General features: G+C 71.4%; 16 protein-coding genes. 10 read left to right on the top strand and 6 right to left on the bottom strand.

Translation table 11 applies throughout. The features are described from left to right. Positions 1-51 precede the first annotated feature (51 nt). Positions 52-2,337, bottom strand: a complete 2,286-nt coding sequence (locus M2266_RS16805) for a transglycosylase domain-containing protein (RefSeq protein WP_277438919.1) — start codon at positions 2,335-2,337, stop codon at positions 52-54. 333 nt (positions 2,338-2,670) lie between these two features. On the opposite strand from M2266_RS16805, the gene M2266_RS16800 reads away from it, so the two are divergent. Then, positions 2,671-3,054, top strand: a complete 384-nt coding sequence (locus M2266_RS16800; RefSeq protein ID WP_277441239.1) for a WhiB family transcriptional regulator — start codon at positions 2,671-2,673, stop codon at positions 3,052-3,054. On the opposite strand, the gene M2266_RS16795 is transcribed toward M2266_RS16800, so the two are convergent. Beyond that, entirely contained in the window at positions 3,036-4,400 is a 1,365-nt protein-coding gene (locus M2266_RS16795; protein WP_277438918.1) for an ArsA family ATPase, read from the bottom strand. The genes M2266_RS16800 and M2266_RS16795 overlap by 19 nt on opposite strands. A 51-nt stretch (positions 4,401-4,451) precedes the next feature. Then, positions 4,452-5,462, bottom strand: a complete 1,011-nt coding sequence (locus M2266_RS16790; protein ID WP_277438917.1) for an ArsA-related P-loop ATPase — start codon at positions 5,460-5,462, stop codon at positions 4,452-4,454. A gap of 197 nt (positions 5,463-5,659) precedes the next feature. Between M2266_RS16790 and M2266_RS16785 the strand changes: the two genes are divergently transcribed. From M2266_RS16785 to M2266_RS16765, 5 genes are all read left to right on the top strand, one after another. After that, positions 5,660-5,821, top strand: coding sequence for a DUF4177 domain-containing protein (locus M2266_RS16785; RefSeq protein ID WP_138358698.1), 162 nt, complete (start codon positions 5,660-5,662; stop codon positions 5,819-5,821). Further along, entirely contained in the window at positions 5,818-6,279 is a 462-nt protein-coding gene (locus M2266_RS16780; RefSeq protein ID WP_277438916.1) for a RidA family protein, read from the top strand. The genes M2266_RS16785 and M2266_RS16780 overlap by 4 nt, the downstream gene beginning before the upstream one ends. A gap of 137 nt (positions 6,280-6,416) precedes the next feature. Further along, positions 6,417-7,421: an NUDIX hydrolase gene (locus M2266_RS16775; protein WP_277438915.1), complete on the top strand. Its 1,005-nt coding sequence runs from the start codon at positions 6,417-6,419 to the stop codon at positions 7,419-7,421. Continuing rightward, positions 7,418-8,257: an MBL fold metallo-hydrolase gene (locus M2266_RS16770; protein ID WP_277438914.1), complete on the top strand. Its 840-nt coding sequence runs from the start codon at positions 7,418-7,420 to the stop codon at positions 8,255-8,257. The genes M2266_RS16775 and M2266_RS16770 overlap by 4 nt, the downstream gene beginning before the upstream one ends. Further along, complete coding sequence (locus tag M2266_RS16765; protein ID WP_277438913.1) at positions 8,254-9,495, top strand: cytochrome P450; 1,242 nt, start codon at positions 8,254-8,256, stop codon at positions 9,493-9,495. Before M2266_RS16770 ends, M2266_RS16765 begins: the two co-directional genes overlap by 4 nt. 15 nt (positions 9,496-9,510) lie before the next feature. Here the strand turns inward: M2266_RS16765 and M2266_RS16760 are convergent, their stop codons facing one another. Next, positions 9,511-10,440: a diacylglycerol kinase family protein gene (locus M2266_RS16760; protein ID WP_277438912.1), complete on the bottom strand. Its 930-nt coding sequence runs from the start codon at positions 10,438-10,440 to the stop codon at positions 9,511-9,513. A gap of 137 nt (positions 10,441-10,577) precedes the next feature. On the opposite strand from M2266_RS16760, the gene M2266_RS16755 reads away from it, so the two are divergent. Next, complete coding sequence (locus tag M2266_RS16755) at positions 10,578-11,861, top strand: adenylosuccinate synthase (protein ID WP_277438911.1); 1,284 nt, start codon at positions 10,578-10,580, stop codon at positions 11,859-11,861. 85 nt (positions 11,862-11,946) lie between these two features. On the opposite strand, the gene M2266_RS16750 is transcribed toward M2266_RS16755, so the two are convergent. Beyond that, on the bottom strand, positions 11,947-13,620 hold the full coding sequence (locus tag M2266_RS16750) for a serine/threonine-protein kinase (RefSeq protein WP_277438910.1): 1,674 nt from the start codon (positions 13,618-13,620) through the stop codon (positions 11,947-11,949). A gap of 221 nt (positions 13,621-13,841) precedes the next feature. On the opposite strand from M2266_RS16750, the gene M2266_RS16745 reads away from it, so the two are divergent. From M2266_RS16745 to M2266_RS16735, 3 genes are all read left to right on the top strand, one after another. After that, positions 13,842-15,215: an aspartate aminotransferase family protein gene (locus tag M2266_RS16745; RefSeq protein ID WP_277438909.1), complete on the top strand. Its 1,374-nt coding sequence runs from the start codon at positions 13,842-13,844 to the stop codon at positions 15,213-15,215. Between the two features lie 162 nt (positions 15,216-15,377). After that, the gene (locus M2266_RS16740) at positions 15,378-16,079 is read left to right on the top strand and encodes a GntR family transcriptional regulator (RefSeq protein ID WP_277441238.1); all 702 of its coding nucleotides are present in this window, start codon (positions 15,378-15,380) and stop codon (positions 16,077-16,079) included. 59 nt (positions 16,080-16,138) lie between these two features. Beyond that, positions 16,139-16,789: a hypothetical protein gene (locus M2266_RS16735; RefSeq protein ID WP_277438908.1), complete on the top strand. Its 651-nt coding sequence runs from the start codon at positions 16,139-16,141 to the stop codon at positions 16,787-16,789. 73 nt (positions 16,790-16,862) lie between these two features. Here M2266_RS16735 and M2266_RS16730 read toward each other — a convergent pair whose 3' ends face one another. Continuing rightward, positions 16,863-17,606, bottom strand: a complete 744-nt coding sequence (locus tag M2266_RS16730; protein WP_277438907.1) for an SLATT domain-containing protein — start codon at positions 17,604-17,606, stop codon at positions 16,863-16,865. Positions 17,607-17,790: the final 184 nt, after the last annotated feature.

Here is a 17,790-nt window from a genome sequence, read left to right as displayed (position 1 = left end):
GACCCGTTTCGGGTCGCGCCCCTCATCCGCTCCGGAGGATTCCGGAAACCGTCAGCGGTTGCCGCCCGTCCCGCCGCCCGAGTGGCCGTTCCCGCCGTTGACGCCGCCGATGATGCCCGGCGGGATGGTGAACGTGGGCCACGGGTTCGGCTTGCCAGGCCCGCCGGTCGTCCCGCGGGTCGTCCCGCCGGCCGTCGTCGCGCCCGTGGTGGTGGCCCCGGTGGTGTGGCCGGGCTTGCCCGGGTTACCGGGTTTGGCCGGGGGAGTGCCCTTGGGCTTGTCGGGGATGTTGAGCGGAATCTCGTTGAACGATGCGACCGGCTTGCCCTCGAGGGCGCCGCTGACGGCGTCCTTCCAGATGGGCGCCGGGCCGGTGGCGCCGAACACCTTGTCGTAGTACTGGCCGCCGAAGGTGATGTCCTTCATCTCGATCGGCTTGACGCCCGGGTCGCCGATCCACACCGCCGCGGACATGTTCGGGGTGTACCCGACGAACCAGGCGGCCTTGCGGTCGTCGGTCGTACCGGTCTTGCCCGCGCTGTCCTGGTCCGTCAGCCCGGCGGCCTGGCCGGTGCCGTCGTCGACCACGCCCTTGAGCATGGTGTTGATGGTGTCCGCCGTCGTCTGCGACATGGCCGTGGAGCACAGCGCCTTCGGCACCGTGATCGGCTTCTTGTTCGCGTCCGTGGCCGACTCGATCGCGGTCGGTGCGCAGAAGGTGCCGCGGGCGGCGAAGGCGGCGTACGCGGCGGCCATGTTGAGCGGGGACATCTCGTTGACGCCGAGGGTGAAGGACGCGCCCATGCCGAAGCGCGTACCACCGGCCCGCTTGGTGATGCCGAGCTTGCCGACCATCTCGGTCACCGGGCACAGGCCGACGTCGGCCTCGAGCGACACGAAGTACGTGTTGACGGACTTCTTCAGCGCTTCGGGCATCGCGTAGGGCCCGAACTCGTCTTTGCTCTCGTTCGGCACCGTGTCTGTGCTGGTGTACCGGCCGCCGGAGCAGTCGGTCACCGCCGGGTACGGCATCTCGTTCGGTGACAGGTAGGTCTGGCTCGGCTGGTAGCCCGCCTCCAGCGCGGCGGCCGCGGTGAACGCCTTGAAGGTCGAGCCGGACTGGTAGCCGGCGCCGCCGCCCATTCCCCGGTCGACCGACAGGTTGATCTGCGTCTGGTTCTTGCCGAACCCGTACGGCCGGGACTGCGCCATGGCGCGGATCTTGCCCGTGCCCGGCTCGACGAGCGTCACGGCGGTCGCCACCGGGTCGTCCTTGTAGACGTGCTTGGCGATGCCGTTCTGCGTCGACGCTTGCGCCTGCGGGTCCAGCGTCGTCTTGATCGTCAGGCCGCCCTCGCGCCAGCGCTTCGCGCGGGCTTCCTTCGTCTTGCCGAAGGCCGCGTTCTGCAGGAACGTGTTGCGGACGTAGTCGCAGAAGAAGCCGGCGCCGTTCACGGCGGTGATGCAGCCGTTCTTCGGCTTGCTGATCTTGAGGCCGAGCGGCAGCTTCTTCGTGGCCTCGGCCTCGGCCGGGGTGATGTCCCCCAGGTCGGCCATCCGCTGCAGCACGAGGTTGCGGCGCTTGATCGATTCCTGCTCGTCGTTGACCGGGTCGAAGCGGCTGGGCGACTGGACGATGCCGGCCAGCATCGCGGACTCGCCGACGGTCAGGTCCTTCGCGTGCTTGCTGAAGTACCGCTTGGCCGCGGCCTCGACGCCGTAGGCCTGCTCACCGAAGAACGTGATGTTGAGGTAGTTCTCCAGGATCTTCTGCTTGCCGAGTTCCTTCTCGACCTGGATCGCGTACTTCATTTCCTTGATCTTGCGGCCGATGGTCTGCTGGACCGCCTGCGCGACCTTGTCCGGGTCGTCGCCGGCCTGCTCGATGAAGACGTTCTTCACGTACTGCTGGGTGAGCGTGGAGGCGCCCTCGGAGACGCCGCCGTCCTGCGCGTTCTTGTTGAGCGCGCGCAGGATGCCCTTGAGGTCGATCGCCCCGTGCTCGAAGTAGCGGGCGTCCTCGATCGCGACGATGGCCTTCAGTATGTTCGGGCTCATCTGCTGGATCGGGACGACGGTGCGGTCGCGCGAGTAGACGGTCGCGATCAGTCCGCCGTTGGCGTCGAGGATCTTCGACGCCTGGCTGAGCGGCGGGCGCTTCAGCTCACCGGGCAGGTCTTGGAACCCCGCGGCCGTGCCCTTCGCCGACAGGCCGAGGGCGCCGGCGGCCGGCAGGGCGATCCCCGCCAGTACCACTCCGGACAGGACACTGACACCGAGGAACTTGGCGGCCTGCTGGGCCGTCGAGAGACCCCCGCCCGATCGCTTGTGAGGCATGGGGGCAGCCTACGTTGCGATTCCCCGGACGTGCGCCCACCTGTTCGCCTACTCTGTAACGGACAGGGCGCGATCGCTGAGCGCGCGCCTGCCCTCCATCGTCACTCTTGTGGGTGATGAGAACTGCCCGAATTCCTGTCATATGCCGGGTGACTTGGGCGATATGTCAGGCGCAGTGACTGCTTTGCCCCATAAGTCCGTAATGGGTGCCGCTCACTCCGTTGGGTGATCTGACGCGCACCCATAGTCCATTCGGGCCATCGAAGATTGGGCCTGAAAGGGCTGTTGCGTCACGCCTACCTTCCGTAACGTCCTCAACTGGCAACGGTGAATATGCCGGTGCCGCCGTGGGGGAGCCTCGATTCGGGAGAGGACGGCGCCAGCATGAGCAGCTGGGTTACCGACTGGAGCACGCAGGCAGCGTGCAAGACGACTGATCCGGACGAGCTTTTCGTCCAGGGAGCGGCCCAGAACAGGGCCAAGGCGGTGTGCACCGGATGCCCGGTGCGAACCGAGTGCCTGGCGGACGCGCTCGACAACCGCGTCGAGTTCGGCGTGTGGGGCGGGATGACGGAGCGCGAGCGCAGGGCACTGCTGCGGAGGCGCCCGACGGTCACTTCGTGGCGCAGGCTGCTCGAGACCGCGCGTACCGAGTACGAGCGGAGCACCGGCATCCTGCCGCTGGACGACGAGGACGACTACGCCGCCGCGGGGTAATCCCCGGCAAGCCGTTCGCCGATCGAGCGCAAGCCGTCCAGGTCGTGCACGTCGCCCGGTAGGGCCGCTACGTCAACCATCGGCACCTCAGGGTGCACGGAGACGAAACGGTCCCGGGTGCGGCGTTCGCGCGCGACCACGCGCATGCGCTCGGCGTGCAGTCGCAGCAGCCCGGCGGCGAGCCGCTGCTCGGGCGAAATCGTCCTGTCGGTCGTCGCATCAGTCGCATCGGCCGCCACGTCGATCGACGTATCGGTCGACGCATCGCTCGTCATGTCGTCGGCCTCTTCGGCCCGGATCTTCGGGTCCGTTCCCTCGGCCCCCTCGGCAATGGAGTCAGCCTTCCCGGCCTCACGATCCACAATGCCGCCGTCCCCATGATTTTCCCGGGGTTCCTCCAGGGCCTCGGCGGCGGCCAGCGCCCGCTCGGCGGTGAGCTGCGGCGCACCGCTGCCGTGTACCCGGTTCAACACCAGCCCGGCCAGCGGCATGTCCTCGGCGGCCAGCCGCTCGACGAAGTACGCGGCCTCGCGCAGCGCGTCCCGCTCCGGTGCGGCGACCACGAGGAACGCCGTCCCGGGGGCCTGCAACAGCTTGTACGTGGCGTCCGCGCGCTTGCGGAAGCCGCCGAACATGGTGTCCATGGCGGCGATGAAGGTCTGCACGTCACTCAGCAGGTGCGCGCCCATCACCTTGCTCAGCACGCCCGTCATCATCGACATGCCGACATTGAGGAACTTCATCCCGGCCCGGCCGCCGACCTTCGCGGGCGCCATCAGCAGCCTGATGAACTTCCCGTCCAGAAACGACCCGAGGCGCTGCGGAGCGTCCAGGAAGTCCAGCGCGGAACGGCTCGGCGGGGTGTCGACGATGATCAGGTCCCAGGCGTCCAGCGCGCGCAGCTGGCCCAGCTTCTCCATCGCCATGTACTCCTGGGTGCCCGCGAAGCCGGCCGACAGGGACTGGTAGAAGGGGTTGGCGAGGATGGCGCGGGCCCGCTCGGGGTCCGAGTGCTGCAGCACGACCTCGTCGAAGGTCCGCTTCATGTCGAGCATCATCGCGTGCAACGTGCCGCCCGCGGACTCGTCGACGCCGGTGACCGGGCGCGGTGTGTTGTCCAGTTCGGTGAGGCCCATCGACTGCGCGAGCCGGCGCGCCGGGTCGATCGTCAGCACGACGGCCTTGCGCCCGCGTTCGGCGGCGCGCACGCCCAGCGCGGCGGCGGTCGTGGTCTTGCCGACGCCGCCGGATCCGCAGCAGACGATGATGCGGGTCTTCGGATCGTCGAGGAGCGGGTCGATCGCCAGCACCGGACTCTCCAGATCCCCCGGGTTCTCCAGGCTCATGTCAGTTCTCCCCATCGGACCGTGCCCCTGCCCCCAGTCACCGCGCCCACGTCAGCTCTCCCCGCCCGTCATGCCCTGTTTGCGCAGGCTGTCGGCCAGCCGGTAGAGGCCGCCGAGGTCGATGCCCTCGCCGCGGAGTTCCAGCTCGTACGTCGGCAGGCCGAGCTCGGCGATCTCGGCGCGCTCGCGGCGCTCCAGCAGGACGCGCTGGGCGTGCTCGTGCCCCTGGGCGAGCAGCGGGTCGACGAGCCGCTCCGCCTGGCCGCCCTTGCGGGCACCGCCGAGTCCGGCCTGGGACAGCGCCTTGGCGACGGCGGTCCGCCGGCCGTTGGCGGCCGATTCGAGGTCCGCGTCGTCCAGCAGCACCGGGCGCAGCATGTTGACCACGACGGCTCCCACCGGCAGCCCGGCCGCCCGCAGTTCCGCGACGCCGTCCACGGTCTCCTGGACCGGCATCTCCTCCAGCAGCGTCACCAGGTGCACCGCGGTCTCGGTGGACTTCAGCACCCGCATGACGGCCTGCGCCTGGTTGTATATCGGGCCCATCCTGGCCAGCCCGGCGACCTCGTCGTTGACGTTGAGGAAGCGGGTGATCCGGCCGGTGGGCGGGGCGTCCATCACCACCGCGTCGTACGCCCGCCAGCCCGCGCTGTCCTTGCGGCGCACGGCCTCGCACGCCTTGCCGGTCAGCAGGACGTCCCGCAGGCCGGGGGCGACGGTCGTCGCGAAGTCGATCGCGCCGAGCTTCTTGAGGGCGCGGCCCGCGCGGCCGAGCTTGTAGAACATGTCCAGGTAGTCCAGGAGCGCGAGCTCCGGGTCAATGGCGAGCGCGCGCACCTCGCCGCCACCGGGCGCGACGGCGATCTTCCGCTCCTCGTAGGGCAGCGCGCCGGTCTCGAAGAGCTGGGCGATGCCCTGCCGCCCCTCGACCTCGACCAGCAGCGTGCGGCGGCCTTCGGCGGCGAGGGCGAGCGCCAGGGCGGCGGCGACCGTGGTCTTACCGGTGCCGCCCTTGCCCGTGACGATATGGAGCCGGGTGGGTGTGGACTGTTGTGGGCTCACACTTCGAGCGTAACCACTCGGTGTACGGCTCAAGCAGCCCACCACCCAGGTGTGGCGTCTATCTCCCGCCCGGACCCGCAACCGGACGCCGGGGCGGACCCGCGCCGGGCCCCGAAGCGGACGCCGGGGCGGACCCGCACCGGACCGGGAGCGGGCCTGGAGCGGGAGAGGCGGGAGCAGGCATTACAGTCGGCTCCATGGCTAAGTGGGAATACGCGACCGTGCCGCTTCTTGTGCACGCGACGAAGCAGATTCTGGACACGTGGGGCGAGGACGGCTGGGAGCTCGTCCAGGTCGTACCCAATGGGAACAACGCGGAACAGTTGGTGGCCTACTTCAAGCGAGAGAAGCAGGCGTGAGCGCGGTCGAGGACAGGATCGCCTCGCTCGGGATGACGCTGCCGGCCGTGGTGCCGCCGCTGGCCTCGTACCAGCCGGCCGTGCAGTCGGGTGTGTACGTGTACACGTCCGGCCAGCTGCCGATGGTGGGCGGCAAGCTGACGGTGACCGGCAAGGTCGGCGCCGAGGTGACGCCGGAGGAGGCCAAGGACCTGGCCCGTACGTGCGCGCTGAACGCGCTCGCGGCGGTCAAGTCGGTCATCGGTGACCTGGACCGCATCAAGCGCGTCGTGAAGGTCGTCGGTTTCGTCGCCTCGGCGACGGACTTCACCGGGCAGCCGGCCGTGATCAACGGAGCGAGCGAGCTGCTCGGCGAGGTGCTCGGCGAGAAGGGCGTGCACGCGCGCAGCGCCGTCGGCGTGGCCGTGCTGCCGCTGGACGCGCCGGTCGAGGTCGAGATCCAGGTCGAGCTGGTCTGAGTCCTCCGCAGGCCGGGCCGGGTGCCCGGCCGCGGGGGCCGATCGGCGGGGACCGACCCGTGAACAGCGGGGACTCGTCCTCGAACAGCGGAGACTCACCCTCGAACATCGGGGCGGCAGGCCGTACGATCCCGCCCATGACCACCAGCAGCGGCGGCACGAGTGACGGACAGTGGTTCCCGGCCTCCTGGCCGGACCGGATCCGGGCGTTGGCGAACGGGGAACTGACCCCGGTGACCCCGCGCAGGGCCGCGACCGTCCTGCTCCTGCGGGACGGCGTGGGCGGTTCGGGTCCTGCGGGCGGTTCGGGTCCTGCGGGCGGTTCGGACGGCGCCGGCGGTTCGAGCGAGGGCCTTGCCGTCCACATGCTGCGCAGACGCGCCTCCATGGCTTTCGCCGGGGGCGCGTACGCGTATCCCGGCGGCGGTGTGGACCCGCGGGACGAGAAGCCGGTCCGGTGGGCCGGGCCGTCGCTCCAACAGTGGTCGGCCGCCCTCGGCGTGGACCCGGTGTCGGCGCAGGCGGTGGTCTGCGCGGCGGTCCGCGAGACGTTCGAGGAAGCGGGTGTCCTGCTGGCAGGACCCGACGGCGACAGTGTCGTGGCGGACACCACCGGCGAGGGCTGGGAGGCCGACCGGGAGGCGCTGGTCAGCCGGGAGCTGTCCTTCGCGGACTTCCTGGCCGAGCGCGAGCTGGTGCTGCGCTCGGACCTGCTCGCCCCGTGGGCCCGCTGGATCACCCCGGAGTTCGAGGAGCGCCGGTACGATACCTGGTTCTTCGTCGCGATGATGCCGGCGGGACAGCGCACCCTGGACGTCTCGGGCGAGGCCGACCACACGGTGTGGCTGCGGCCGGAGGAGGCCGTGGAGGGGTACCGGCGCGGCGAGATGGTGATGATGCCGCCGACCATCGCGACGCTGCGCGCGCTGCTCCCGTACGACTCGGTGAAGGCGGCCCTGGCGGGCGCGGCCGACCGGGATCTGGAACCGGTGCTGGCGCGGGCGGTGCTCGAGGAGGGCCGGATCGTGCTGAGCTGGCCGGGGCACGAGGAGTTCACCAAGCACATCCCGCCGGGACCCGGCACTTCGCAGAAGCCCGGCACTTCGCGGGGATCCGATTCGTCACAAGGAGCTGCTCAATGACCTCGGCGATCCTGCCCGGCAGGCCGCAGCCGACGGTCGGCGGTCCCGCGACGGCGCGTGCCGTCTGCGTCCTGGCCCCGAACCCGTCGCCGATGACCCTGGACGGCACCAACACCTGGCTGCTGTCGGAGCCCGACTCCGACCTCGCGGTCGTCGTCGACCCCGGCCCGCTCGACGACGCGCACCTGCGCAACGTCGTCGCGACCGCCGAGGCGGCCGGCAAGCGCGTGGCGCTGACGCTCCTCACCCACGGCCACCCGGACCACGCGGAGGGCGCCGCCCGCTTCGCGGAACTGACGGGGACGGACGTCCGGGCGCTCGACCCGGCGCTGCGGTTGGGCGATGAGGGGCTGGCGCCGGGCGACGTCATCACCACCGGCGGTCTGGAACTGCGCGTGGTCGCCACGCCCGGCCACACCGCGGATTCGCTCTCCTTCCACCTGCCGGCCGACAACGCCGTGCTGACCGGTGACACGGTGCTGGGGCGCGGTACGACGATCGTGGTGCACCCGGACGGGCGGCTCGGCGACTACCTCGACTCCCTGCGCCGCCTGCAGGCCATGACGATGGACGGCGTCGACACGGTGCTGCCCGGCCACGGCCCGGTGCTGGAGGACGCGCGCGGCGCCGTCGAGTACTACCTGGCGCACCGCGCCAGCCGGCTGGCGCAGGTGGAGACCGCCGTGGAGGCGGGTTGCCTGACGCCCGCCCAGGTGGTCGCGCACGTCTACTACGACGTGGACCGGTCGCTCTGGCCCGCGGCGGAGCTGTCGGTGCGGGCGCAGCTGGACTACCTGCGGGAGCACGGGCTGATCGAGGACCGGCGGTTCGAATGACGGCGGACCGGGGCACGGCGGACCCGACGACCGGGGGGTTCGACCCGTGGTCCGCCGCGTTCGTCGCGGACCCCTACCCCGCGTACGAGGCGCTGCGCGCCGCAGGCCGCGCGCACTGGTTCGAGCCGACCCGGCAGTGGCTGATCCCGCACTACGACGACGTGAGCTCGCTGCTGCGCGACCGCCGCCTCGGGCGGACGTATCTGCACCGCTTCACGCACGAGGAGTTCGGCCGCGAGGCGCCCCCGGCCGGGCACGAGCCGTTCCACGTCCTCAACGACAACGGCCTGCTCGACCTGGAGGCCCCCGACCACACCCGGATCCGCCGGCTGGTCGCGAAGGCGTTCACCCCGCGCACCGTCGAGCGGCTCGCGCCGACCGTCGACCGGCTGGCCGCCGAGCTGGTCGAGGGCCTGTACGCGGACGGCGGCGGCGACCTGCTGGCCCGGGTCGCGGAACCGCTGCCCGTCGCGGTCATCGCGGAGATGCTGGGCATCCCGCCGGAGGACCGGCAGCCGCTGCGGCCCTGGTCAGCGGACATCTGCGGGATGTTCGAACTCAATCCGGACGAGGAGACCGCGCGGCGCGCCGTGCGGGCGAGTGAGGAATTCTCGGCGTATCTGCGCGGGCTGATCGCCGAGCGCCGCCTCGCCCCCGGCGAGGACCTGATCAGCGCCCTGATCGCCGCGCACGAGGACGGGGACACCCTCAGTGAGCAGGAGATGGTCTCCACCTGCGTGCTGCTGCTCAACGCCGGGCACGAGGCGACGGTGAACACCACCGCGAACGGCTGGTTCACCCTCTTCCGCCACCCGGACCAGCTCGATCTGCTCCGCGCGGAACCCGGGCTGCTCCGTGACGCCGTCGAGGAGCTGCTGCGGCACGACACGCCGCTGCAGATGTTCGAGCGCTGGGTGCTGGACGACATCCAGGTCGGCGACACGGTGATCCCGCGCGGTTCCGAGGTCGCGCTGCTCTTCGGGTCCGCCAACCGCGATCCGTCGCGCTTCCCCGATCCCGACCGGCTGGACCTGCGCCGCCCGGCCGCCGACAACCGGCACGTCACCTTCGGTGCCGGTATCCACTACTGCCTGGGCGCGCCGCTGGCCCGCCTGGAGCTCGCCGCGTCCTTCGGCACGCTGCTGCGCCGCGCGCCGGGCCTGCGGCTCGCGGCCGAGCCGCGCTGGAAGCCCGGCTACGTCATCCGGGGCCTGGAGGAACTGCTCGTCACGTGGTGACCGGTCAGGCCCGGGTCAGGTCCGCGGCACCGTCAGCCGCCAGGCGGCCGGCTGGATCGTCCAGGTGCGGGTCCTGACCGGGCCGGCGACGGCGGAATCCGCGCGGTAGCGGAAGTCCCGGCCCGAGACGGTGACGGTGGCGGCCCGTACGCACAGCGGCTCCGGGCTGTCGGGGTGGTGCACCCGGACCTCGATGAGCCCCGGGTCCACCGTCCGGAACGCCACCTCGTGCACGGGATGGTCCAGATCCACCAGCACCACGCCGTCCGCCTCGATGCGCAGCCGCTGGCGCGGCGCGTGCCCGTGGCCGTGCCCCGGCCCGTGGGTGTGCGACGGAGCCGGCATGTTCAGGGTGCGGCCCAGCGAGCGGGCGGTCCAGCCGCCCGTCGACCGCCACCACCCCTTCGGCGAATCGTTCCGCTCCATGTCCCGCTCGGCGTTCCGCTCCACGGCCCGGTCCACGTCCCGGTGCGCGGACCACCAGTGCGCCGCGTGCCCGTGGCCGTCGGAGGTGATGCGCAGGTTGCCCAGCACGATGCCGCCGCTGTCGTCGACCAGCAGGTCCAGCTCGCGGTCCGTGCCGTCGAGCACCGCCCGCGCCGCCGGCAGTACCTGGCCCGGCACGCCCAGCGCCCGGGCGAGCGAGGAATGCGGTCCGATCGGCACCAGCGCCAGCGGGGCCTCGCCGAGTGCCCGCTCATGGTGCAGTGCCCGCACCGCCCGCAGCAGGCTCCGGTCGTCGCCCAGCACCACCGGACGGCGCCGCCCGCGGTGCGCGAGCACCCGGGCCACCTCTTCGGCCGAATCCGGTAGAGCGATTTTTACGGAGGACGCGCCCGCACACAGGACATCCTTCGCGATGCGGACGGATTCGCCGTCCACGGCACGTGCGGCGGGGTCGATGACCACGAGCAATTGCTGCCCGGAAGGTCGCTGAGCCGACACCTTGGTCCTTCCTCAGGTAAAATCTCGGTGCAAGAGCCCCTTGCGCCGATGCGTCAGGGGCTTCGTCTATTCCGGGGCACCGCGTTCGACGGCTCTCTGCACGTTGGACATGCCCCGCCCGGAAGGGGTGTACGCCTGTGCCCGCACTTGTGCTGCTCGGTGCTCAGTGGGGTGACGAAGGCAAGGGGAAGGCCACTGACCTGCTCGGTGGCTCCGTGGACTATGTCGTGCGTTACCAGGGCGGCAACAATGCCGGCCACACGGTCGTCGTCGGCGACCAGAAGTACGCACTGCATCTCCTCCCCTCCGGAATCCTGTCGCCGGGGTGTACCCCGGTCATCGGTAACGGTGTCGTCGTGGACCCGGCGGTCCTGCTCTCCGAGCTGAGCGGGCTGAACGACCGCGGAGTCGATACGTCCAAGCTCCTGATCAGCGGTAACGCTCATCTGATCACGCCGTATCACCAGACCATCGACAAGGTGACGGAGCGGTTCCTCGGCAGCCGCAAGATCGGCACGACCGGGCGCGGCATCGGCCCGGCCTACGCCGACAAGATCAACCGCGTCGGGATCCGTGTCCAGGACCTCTTCGACGAGTCGATCCTGCACCAGAAGGTGGAGGCCGCTCTCCACGAGAAGAACCAACTCCTGGTCAAGCTCTTCAACCGGCGTGCGATCAGCGTCGACCAGGTCGTCGAGGAGTACCTCGGCTACGCGGAGCAGATCAAGGACTTCGTGGCCGACACCGGCCTGATCCTGAACAAGGCGCTGGACGAGGGCAAGGTCGTGCTGATGGAGGGCGGTCAGGGCACTCTGCTCGACGTCGACCACGGCACCTATCCCTTCGTCACCTCGTCGAACCCGACCGCCGGCGGTGCCTGCACGGGCTCCGGCATCGGCCCGACGAAGGTCAGCCGCGTGATCGGCATCCTCAAGGCCTATACGACGCGTGTCGGCGCCGGTCCGTTCCCGACCGAGCTGTTCGACGAGGACGGCGAGAAGCTGCGGGTCATCGGCCACGAGCGCGGGGTCACCACCGGCCGCGACCGTCGCTGCGGCTGGTTCGACGCGGTCATCGCGCGGTACGCGACCCGCGTCAACGGCCTGACGGACTTCTTCCTCACCAAGCTCGACATCCTCACCGGCTGGGAGCAGATCCCGGTCTGTGTGGCCTACGAGATCGACGGCAAGCGCGTCGAGGAGCTGCCCTACAGCCAGAGCGACTTCCACCACGCGAAGCCGATCTACGAGATGCTCCCCGGCTGGTCCGAGGACATCACGAAGGCGCAGACCTTCGACGACCTGCCGAAGAACGCGCGGGCGTACGTCAAGGCGCTCGAGGAGATGTCGGGCGCGCCGATCTCCGCGATCGGCGTGGGTCCCGGCCGTACCGAGACGATCGAGATCAACTCGTTCATCTGACGGTAGCGGGCACGGCAGTCCGACGCGGCGCGCCCCGGTGGCAGGACCACCGGGGCGCGCCGCGTTTCGCTGCGTTTCGCGTCCGTCAGCTGATCTTCGTGTAGGTGAGCGGCGCCTTGCCCGCCTCGCGCGAGTCGCGCAGCAGATGGGAGTCGTCGATCACGGTGAGGGTCGAGGCCACCCCCGGGTTGCAGGAGGCGGCGGGCACCGCGCTGGTCAGCAGCGAGGGGCTGAGCGCCAGCGGCGGCCCGGCCGACGTCATGTGCATGGTCCACTCGCACTGATAGGTGCTTCCCGTGCCGGTCAGGGTGACGCTGCCGTTCCGCCCGATGGTCAGCGTGCGGGTGTTGGTGCCGTTGCTGTCGAACCCCGCCTGCCAGGTGCCGACGAACCGCTCCGGCACCTCGCCGGGGGCGGTGACGCCGGTCGGTGAGGTGGAGGTGGACGGGGTCCCGGAGCCGGACGGGGTGCCCGTCACGGGTGCCGGCAGGCCGTCGCGGCCCTTGGCGTCCGTGCTGTCGCCCTTGTCCCTGCCCAGGTCGAGCGCGACGACGGCCGCCCCGGCGCCGGCGAGCACCGCGACCGCCACCGCGACGGCGATCAGCACACCCTGCCGCCGCCGACCCGGCGGCCGGCCACCGGCGTAGCCCGGCGGGGGTCCGTAACCGGGGTGCGGGTAGCCGTAGCCGCCGTGCGCGTACGGGGACAGCGGCGGTGCGGTCGGCTCGACCATGGTCGGCCGGGCGGGCGGCGACTGAGGGACGGGGACGGAGACCGGAACGGGGGTGGGGGCGGGCTGCGGATCGGGCTCCGGCCGTACGGCAGCGGTCGGCGCCGGGGCGGAACCGCCGTCGTGCGGGTTCTCCGCCTCCAGCAGCCGCACGGCGTGCCGGCCGAGCTGCGCGACGATCGCGCTGGGCAGCCACGACCTGCCGTCCTGCGGCGGGTGGTCGGCGATCCGCTCCAGCACCGCGTCCAGGTCCGGCCGCAGCCCGGCGTCCTTGGCCAGGCACGCCGCGACCAGCTCACGCAGCGCCGCGGGCAGCTCGTCCAGCTCCGGCGGCTCCTGCGCGATCCGGAACATCTGGGCGTGCACCCCGCTGCTCGCGGCGCCGAACGGCTGCTTCCCGGTCGCCGCGTACGCCAGCACCGAGCCGAAACAGAAGATGTCGCAGGCCGGGGTGACGCGGTCGCCGCGCACCTGCTCGGGCGACATGAAGCCGGGGGAGCCGACCAGCGCGCCGGTGTGGGTCAGGCCGCCGGCGACGGTCTCCAGGGCGCGGGCGATGCCGAAGTCGATGACCCGGGGGCCATCGATCGTGATCATGACGTTCGACGGCTTCAGGTCGCGGTGGATGAGTCCGGCGGCGTGGATGTCCTTGAGCGCGTGGGCCAGCCCGGCCGCCAGCACCCACACCGAACGCTCCGGCAGCGGGCCGTGCTCCTTGGCGATGACGTGCTGCAGGGTCGGCCCGGCGATGTAGCCGGTGGCGACCCAGGGGATCTCGGCCTCGGTGTCGGCGTCGAGGACCGGCGCCGTCCACGCGCCGCCGACCCGGCGGGCGGCCTGGACCTCCTGCCGGAAGCGGCCCCTGAACTCGTCCTGAGCGGCCAGTTCGGCCCGCACGAGTTTCACCGCGACGGTCCTGCCGCGTTCCGACCGGGCCAGGTAGACCCGTCCCATGCCGCCGGTGCCGAGCCGCCCCAACAGCCGGTACGCGCCGATCCACTGCGGATCGTCGGATCTGAGTTCTTCCATGCCGCGCGCCTCCTCCCGGCCTGTCGGCCGCCCCGTAGGCGAAGAATAGTCCGATCGTTCGAGGGGAATCCCGGCGCGGGCGGCCGGGGGTGGACCGGGTCGCCCCGGGGCCCGGGACGGAGTCCCGCGCGCGGCCGCCGATGACAGCCTGTCGGAGAACGTGCCCAGTGCCATACAAGGTGACCGTGTCCCCGGCCGGCGGTGCTCCCTAGCCTGGGCTCATGACCCCTCCTTTCGCCGCCGCCGCCGATCCCGGGACCGGAGCCGCCGTCAAGGCCGCCGACCGGGCGCACGTCTTCCACTCGTGGTCCGCGCAGGCGGTCATCGATCCGATGGCCGTGGCCGGGGCGGAGGGCTCGTACTTCTGGGACTACGACGGCAACCGCTACCTGGACTTCTCCTCGCAGCTGGTGAACACCAACATCGGCCACCAGCACCCGAAGGTCGTCGCCGCGATCCAGGAGCAGGCCGCCAGGCTCTGCACCATCGCGCCCGGCTTCGCCGTCGACGTGCGGTCCGAGGCGGCCCGGCTGATCGCCGAGGTCACCCCCGGCGACCTCGACCAGGTCTTCTTCACCAACGGCGGCGCCGAGGCGGTCGAGAACGCCGTCCGCATGGCCCGGTTGCACACCGGCCGGCACAAGGTGTTCAGCGCCTACCGCTCCTACCACGGCTCCACCTCCACCGCCATCAACCTCACCGGCGACCCGCGCCGCTGGCCGTCGGACACCGGCTCGGCGGGCGTCGTGCACTTCTGGGGCCCGTACCTGTACCGCTCGCAGTTCCACGCGACGAGCGAGGAGCAGGAGTGCGAGCGCGCGCTGGAGCACCTGGAGCAGCTCGTCGCCTTCGAGGGCCCGCAGTCCGTCGCCGCGATCATCCTGGAGTCGGTGGTCGGTACCGCCGGCATCCTGGTGCCGCCGGCCGGCTACCTCGCGGGCGTCCGGGAGATCTGCGACCGGTACGGGATCGTCTTCATCCTCGACGAGGTCATGTCCGGCTTCGGCCGCACCGGCGCGTGGTTCGCCGCCGACCACTGGGGCGTCGTCCCGGACCTGCTGACCTTCGCCAAGGGCGTCAACTCCGGCTACGTGCCGCTCGGCGGCGTCGCCATCTCCCCGGAGATCGCCGCGACCTTCGCCACCCGCCCCTACCCGGGCGGACTCACCTACTCCGGGCACCCGCTGGCCTGCGCCTCCGCCGTCGCGACCATCAACGCGATGCGCGAGGAGCGGATCGTGGAGAACGCCGCCGCGATCGGCGAGCGGATCATCGGGCCCGCGCTGCGCGACATCGCCGCCCGGCACGCCTCGGTCGGCGAGGTGCGCGGCCTCGGCGTCTTCTGGGCCCTGGACCTCGTCAAGGACAAGGCGACGCACGAGCCGCTGGTGCCGTACAACGCGGCCGGCGCGGACAACGCGCCGATGGCCGAGTTCGCGGCGGCGTGCAAGAAGGGCGGTCTGTGGCCCTTCGTGAACATGAACCGCACGCACGTCGTCCCGCCGTGCACGGTGACCGAGGCCGAGGCCAAGGAGGGCCTGGCGGCGCTGGACGAGGCGCTGACGGTGGCCGACCGGTACGCCGTCAGGGGATAGCGCTTGCCCCCTTTGGGTTCCGCCCGTGTGCGGGGCCGTCGCGAAACGCACATAACCCCCACACGCTTCCCGCCCCGGACGTGCCGTTGATTTCCGAACCTTCGCCTATCGTGTGCGGAGCAGTCGGAGGGAAACGTACGTTCGGGCGAGGGGGCGGCAGTGCTGGCGGACACCACACCGGTGAAGCGCAACAGCCTGCGGCAGCAGATCGCCGACGCGCTCCGCGACGAGGTGCTCACCGGCCGACTCCCGGCCGGCCGGGACTTCACCGTCAAGGAGATAGCGGAGCTGTACGGCGTCTCCGCGACGCCCGTGCGCGAGGCACTGGTCGACCTGGCGGCGCAGGGCCTGCTCGACGTCGAGCAGCACCGCGGCTTCCAGGTCCGGCGCTTCACCCCCGAGGATTTCGTCTCCATGGTCGAGGCCCGCAACCTGGTGACCGAGGGGATCTTCCGGCGGATCGAGGGCGATCGGCTGCGCGAGGTTCCGGCCGATGTCCTCGCGTCGGTGCAGCGCCGCGGCGAGGCCGCGGCGCGGGCCGCGCGCTCCGGCATGCTCGACGTGCTCATCGGCTGCGACATCCGCTTCTGGCGCGAGGTCGCGGCGCTGTCGGGCAATCCGCACGTCTGCGAGTTCCTCGACCGGATCCGCACCCAGACCTGGATGTACTCGATCCCGTACCTGCGCGCCCATCCGATGCTCGCGGGCGTCTGCTGGTCGGACCACGTCGAGCTCGTCGACGCCGTCCGGGAGCGCGATCTGGCCGCGGCCCGCCGCATCGTCGCGGACTACAACGAGCACGCCCTCGCGCTGATGGCGAAGCTGGCGCCCCCCGGTGGAGCCGGAAACGACGCCACCTCCTGACGGCGACCGCGCCTCGCACTACGCTGGCCCGACGATTCGCTTGACGACTTGGAGCGCCTGTGGCCTGCGACTTGTGGCTGGTTCCGCTGGTGGATGTGCTCTGTCACAGCCCCGAAAACCCCTTCTCCGAGGAACTGGCGCGCTACGACAAGGCGTTGAACGACGCGGGCCTGCCGCCGGTGCCCGTGCACACCTACATGCCGGGGCTCTCCGGCGACGTCGGCCCCGTCGCCGGCTTCGACTACGACGCACTGCACTTCCTGCGCCGGGCCTTCCTGTTGAACCTGCAGGGCCTGGAGGTCACCCCGGTCGACGCGCTCGGCGGCGACTACGAGCAGCTGCTGGAGATGTTCGAGGCGACCGCCCAGCGGTCGCACCTCGTCTGGCACTACGACCACGCGGGCGCCTACGTCCCGCTGGACTTCCCGTATCCGGTCGTCAACGACGAACTCCTCGAAGGCGGCGGCCCGCTGGGTTCGAGCCACGGTCTGCTGCGCGACCTCCAGTCCGTCGCGGCGGCGATCGGCATCGACGCGGCCAACCCGCCGCAGGCGCCGGCCCCGCCGGACCGGCCCACGGGGCTGGAGGAGCCGGCCGCCCAGCCGTCGTACGACCCCAGTCCGTTCGCCCGCGAACGGCACGTCTGGCTCGGCCTGCACGCGGCGGCGACCCGCTCGCTGGCGCAGGGATCGATGGTGGTCTTCAGCTGACGGGACGCTCCGCGGGGGACCGGCTCCCACCCCGGCGGGACGGCTCCGCAGCGGGCCGGCCCGCTGCGGGCCCTCAGCGGGCCGGGCCCTCCGGGGGCCGCTGGCGCGGCATGTTCGGACGGCCGCCGGGCGTCATCGGGAAGCGGCCGTGGGCGGCGCCCTCGGTGCGCGCGGCCCACGGCACCGTGGCCTGCGCGCGCAGCGGCGCGCTCCGCGTGCCGAACTCCGTCATCCAGTCCGCCGTCTCCATCCTGACCAGGTCCGAGACGTCCTCGCAGAACCGGCGCAGCACCGCGAGACAGCGTTCGGCCGCCTCGGCGGCCGTGCCCTCGGTGGGGCCCAGCACCTCCCGGACGCACTCCGACGCCCAGTCGAAGCGCAGCGCCTCCAACCGTCGCTGCACCGCCTGGGCGGTGGCGACGTCCCGCATCCAGCCGGACGTCAGCCCGAAGAGGCGGTCGAGGCCGACGCAGACCGCGGCGAGGAGCAGCGCCACATAGCCCCAGCGCGCGGCGCCGCCCGCGACCCCGGTCAGCTCGATCAGCGGCAGCGCCGCCCCCACGGTGCCGAATAACGCGGTGGCCAGCCGCAGCCCGCGCGCCCCGTGCCGCTTCCAGACGCGCTCGGCGAGGTACCAGTCGGTGGTCTGCAGCGCTCCGGACTCGGCCCAGCGGTAGAGCTCCTCCAGCCGTTCCGCGGGCTCACCCCAGTCGCCGAGCGGAAAAGGCAGCGCCCGCAGGTCCTCCTGGCGATGCAGAGCCCGTTGAACGGGCTCCTCCCGGGGAGCCTCCTCGGGATACATGTCCGGCTGGCTCACTGCGCGCTCCCTCGCATTCCGGCGCTCGTCTTCCGACCTGACGAAGCTCCCTTCTTACCGCCGAACGGCTGACCGTGTGGGCAGGATCTTTTGATTTCAGCCCTAAAACGCCCCGTGGTCAGGTATAGGCCGAACATTCGTCCCACTCGAAAGAGTGAGACGCCGTCCGCGGCACGGGGCTCCG

Source organism: Streptomyces sp. SPB162, from assembly GCF_029504575.1.
Lineage (GTDB): Bacteria > Actinomycetota > Actinomycetes > Streptomycetales > Streptomycetaceae > Actinacidiphila.
The sequence above is the reverse complement of the archived record's forward strand: the minus strand, read 5'-3'. Positions and strand labels throughout refer to the sequence as shown.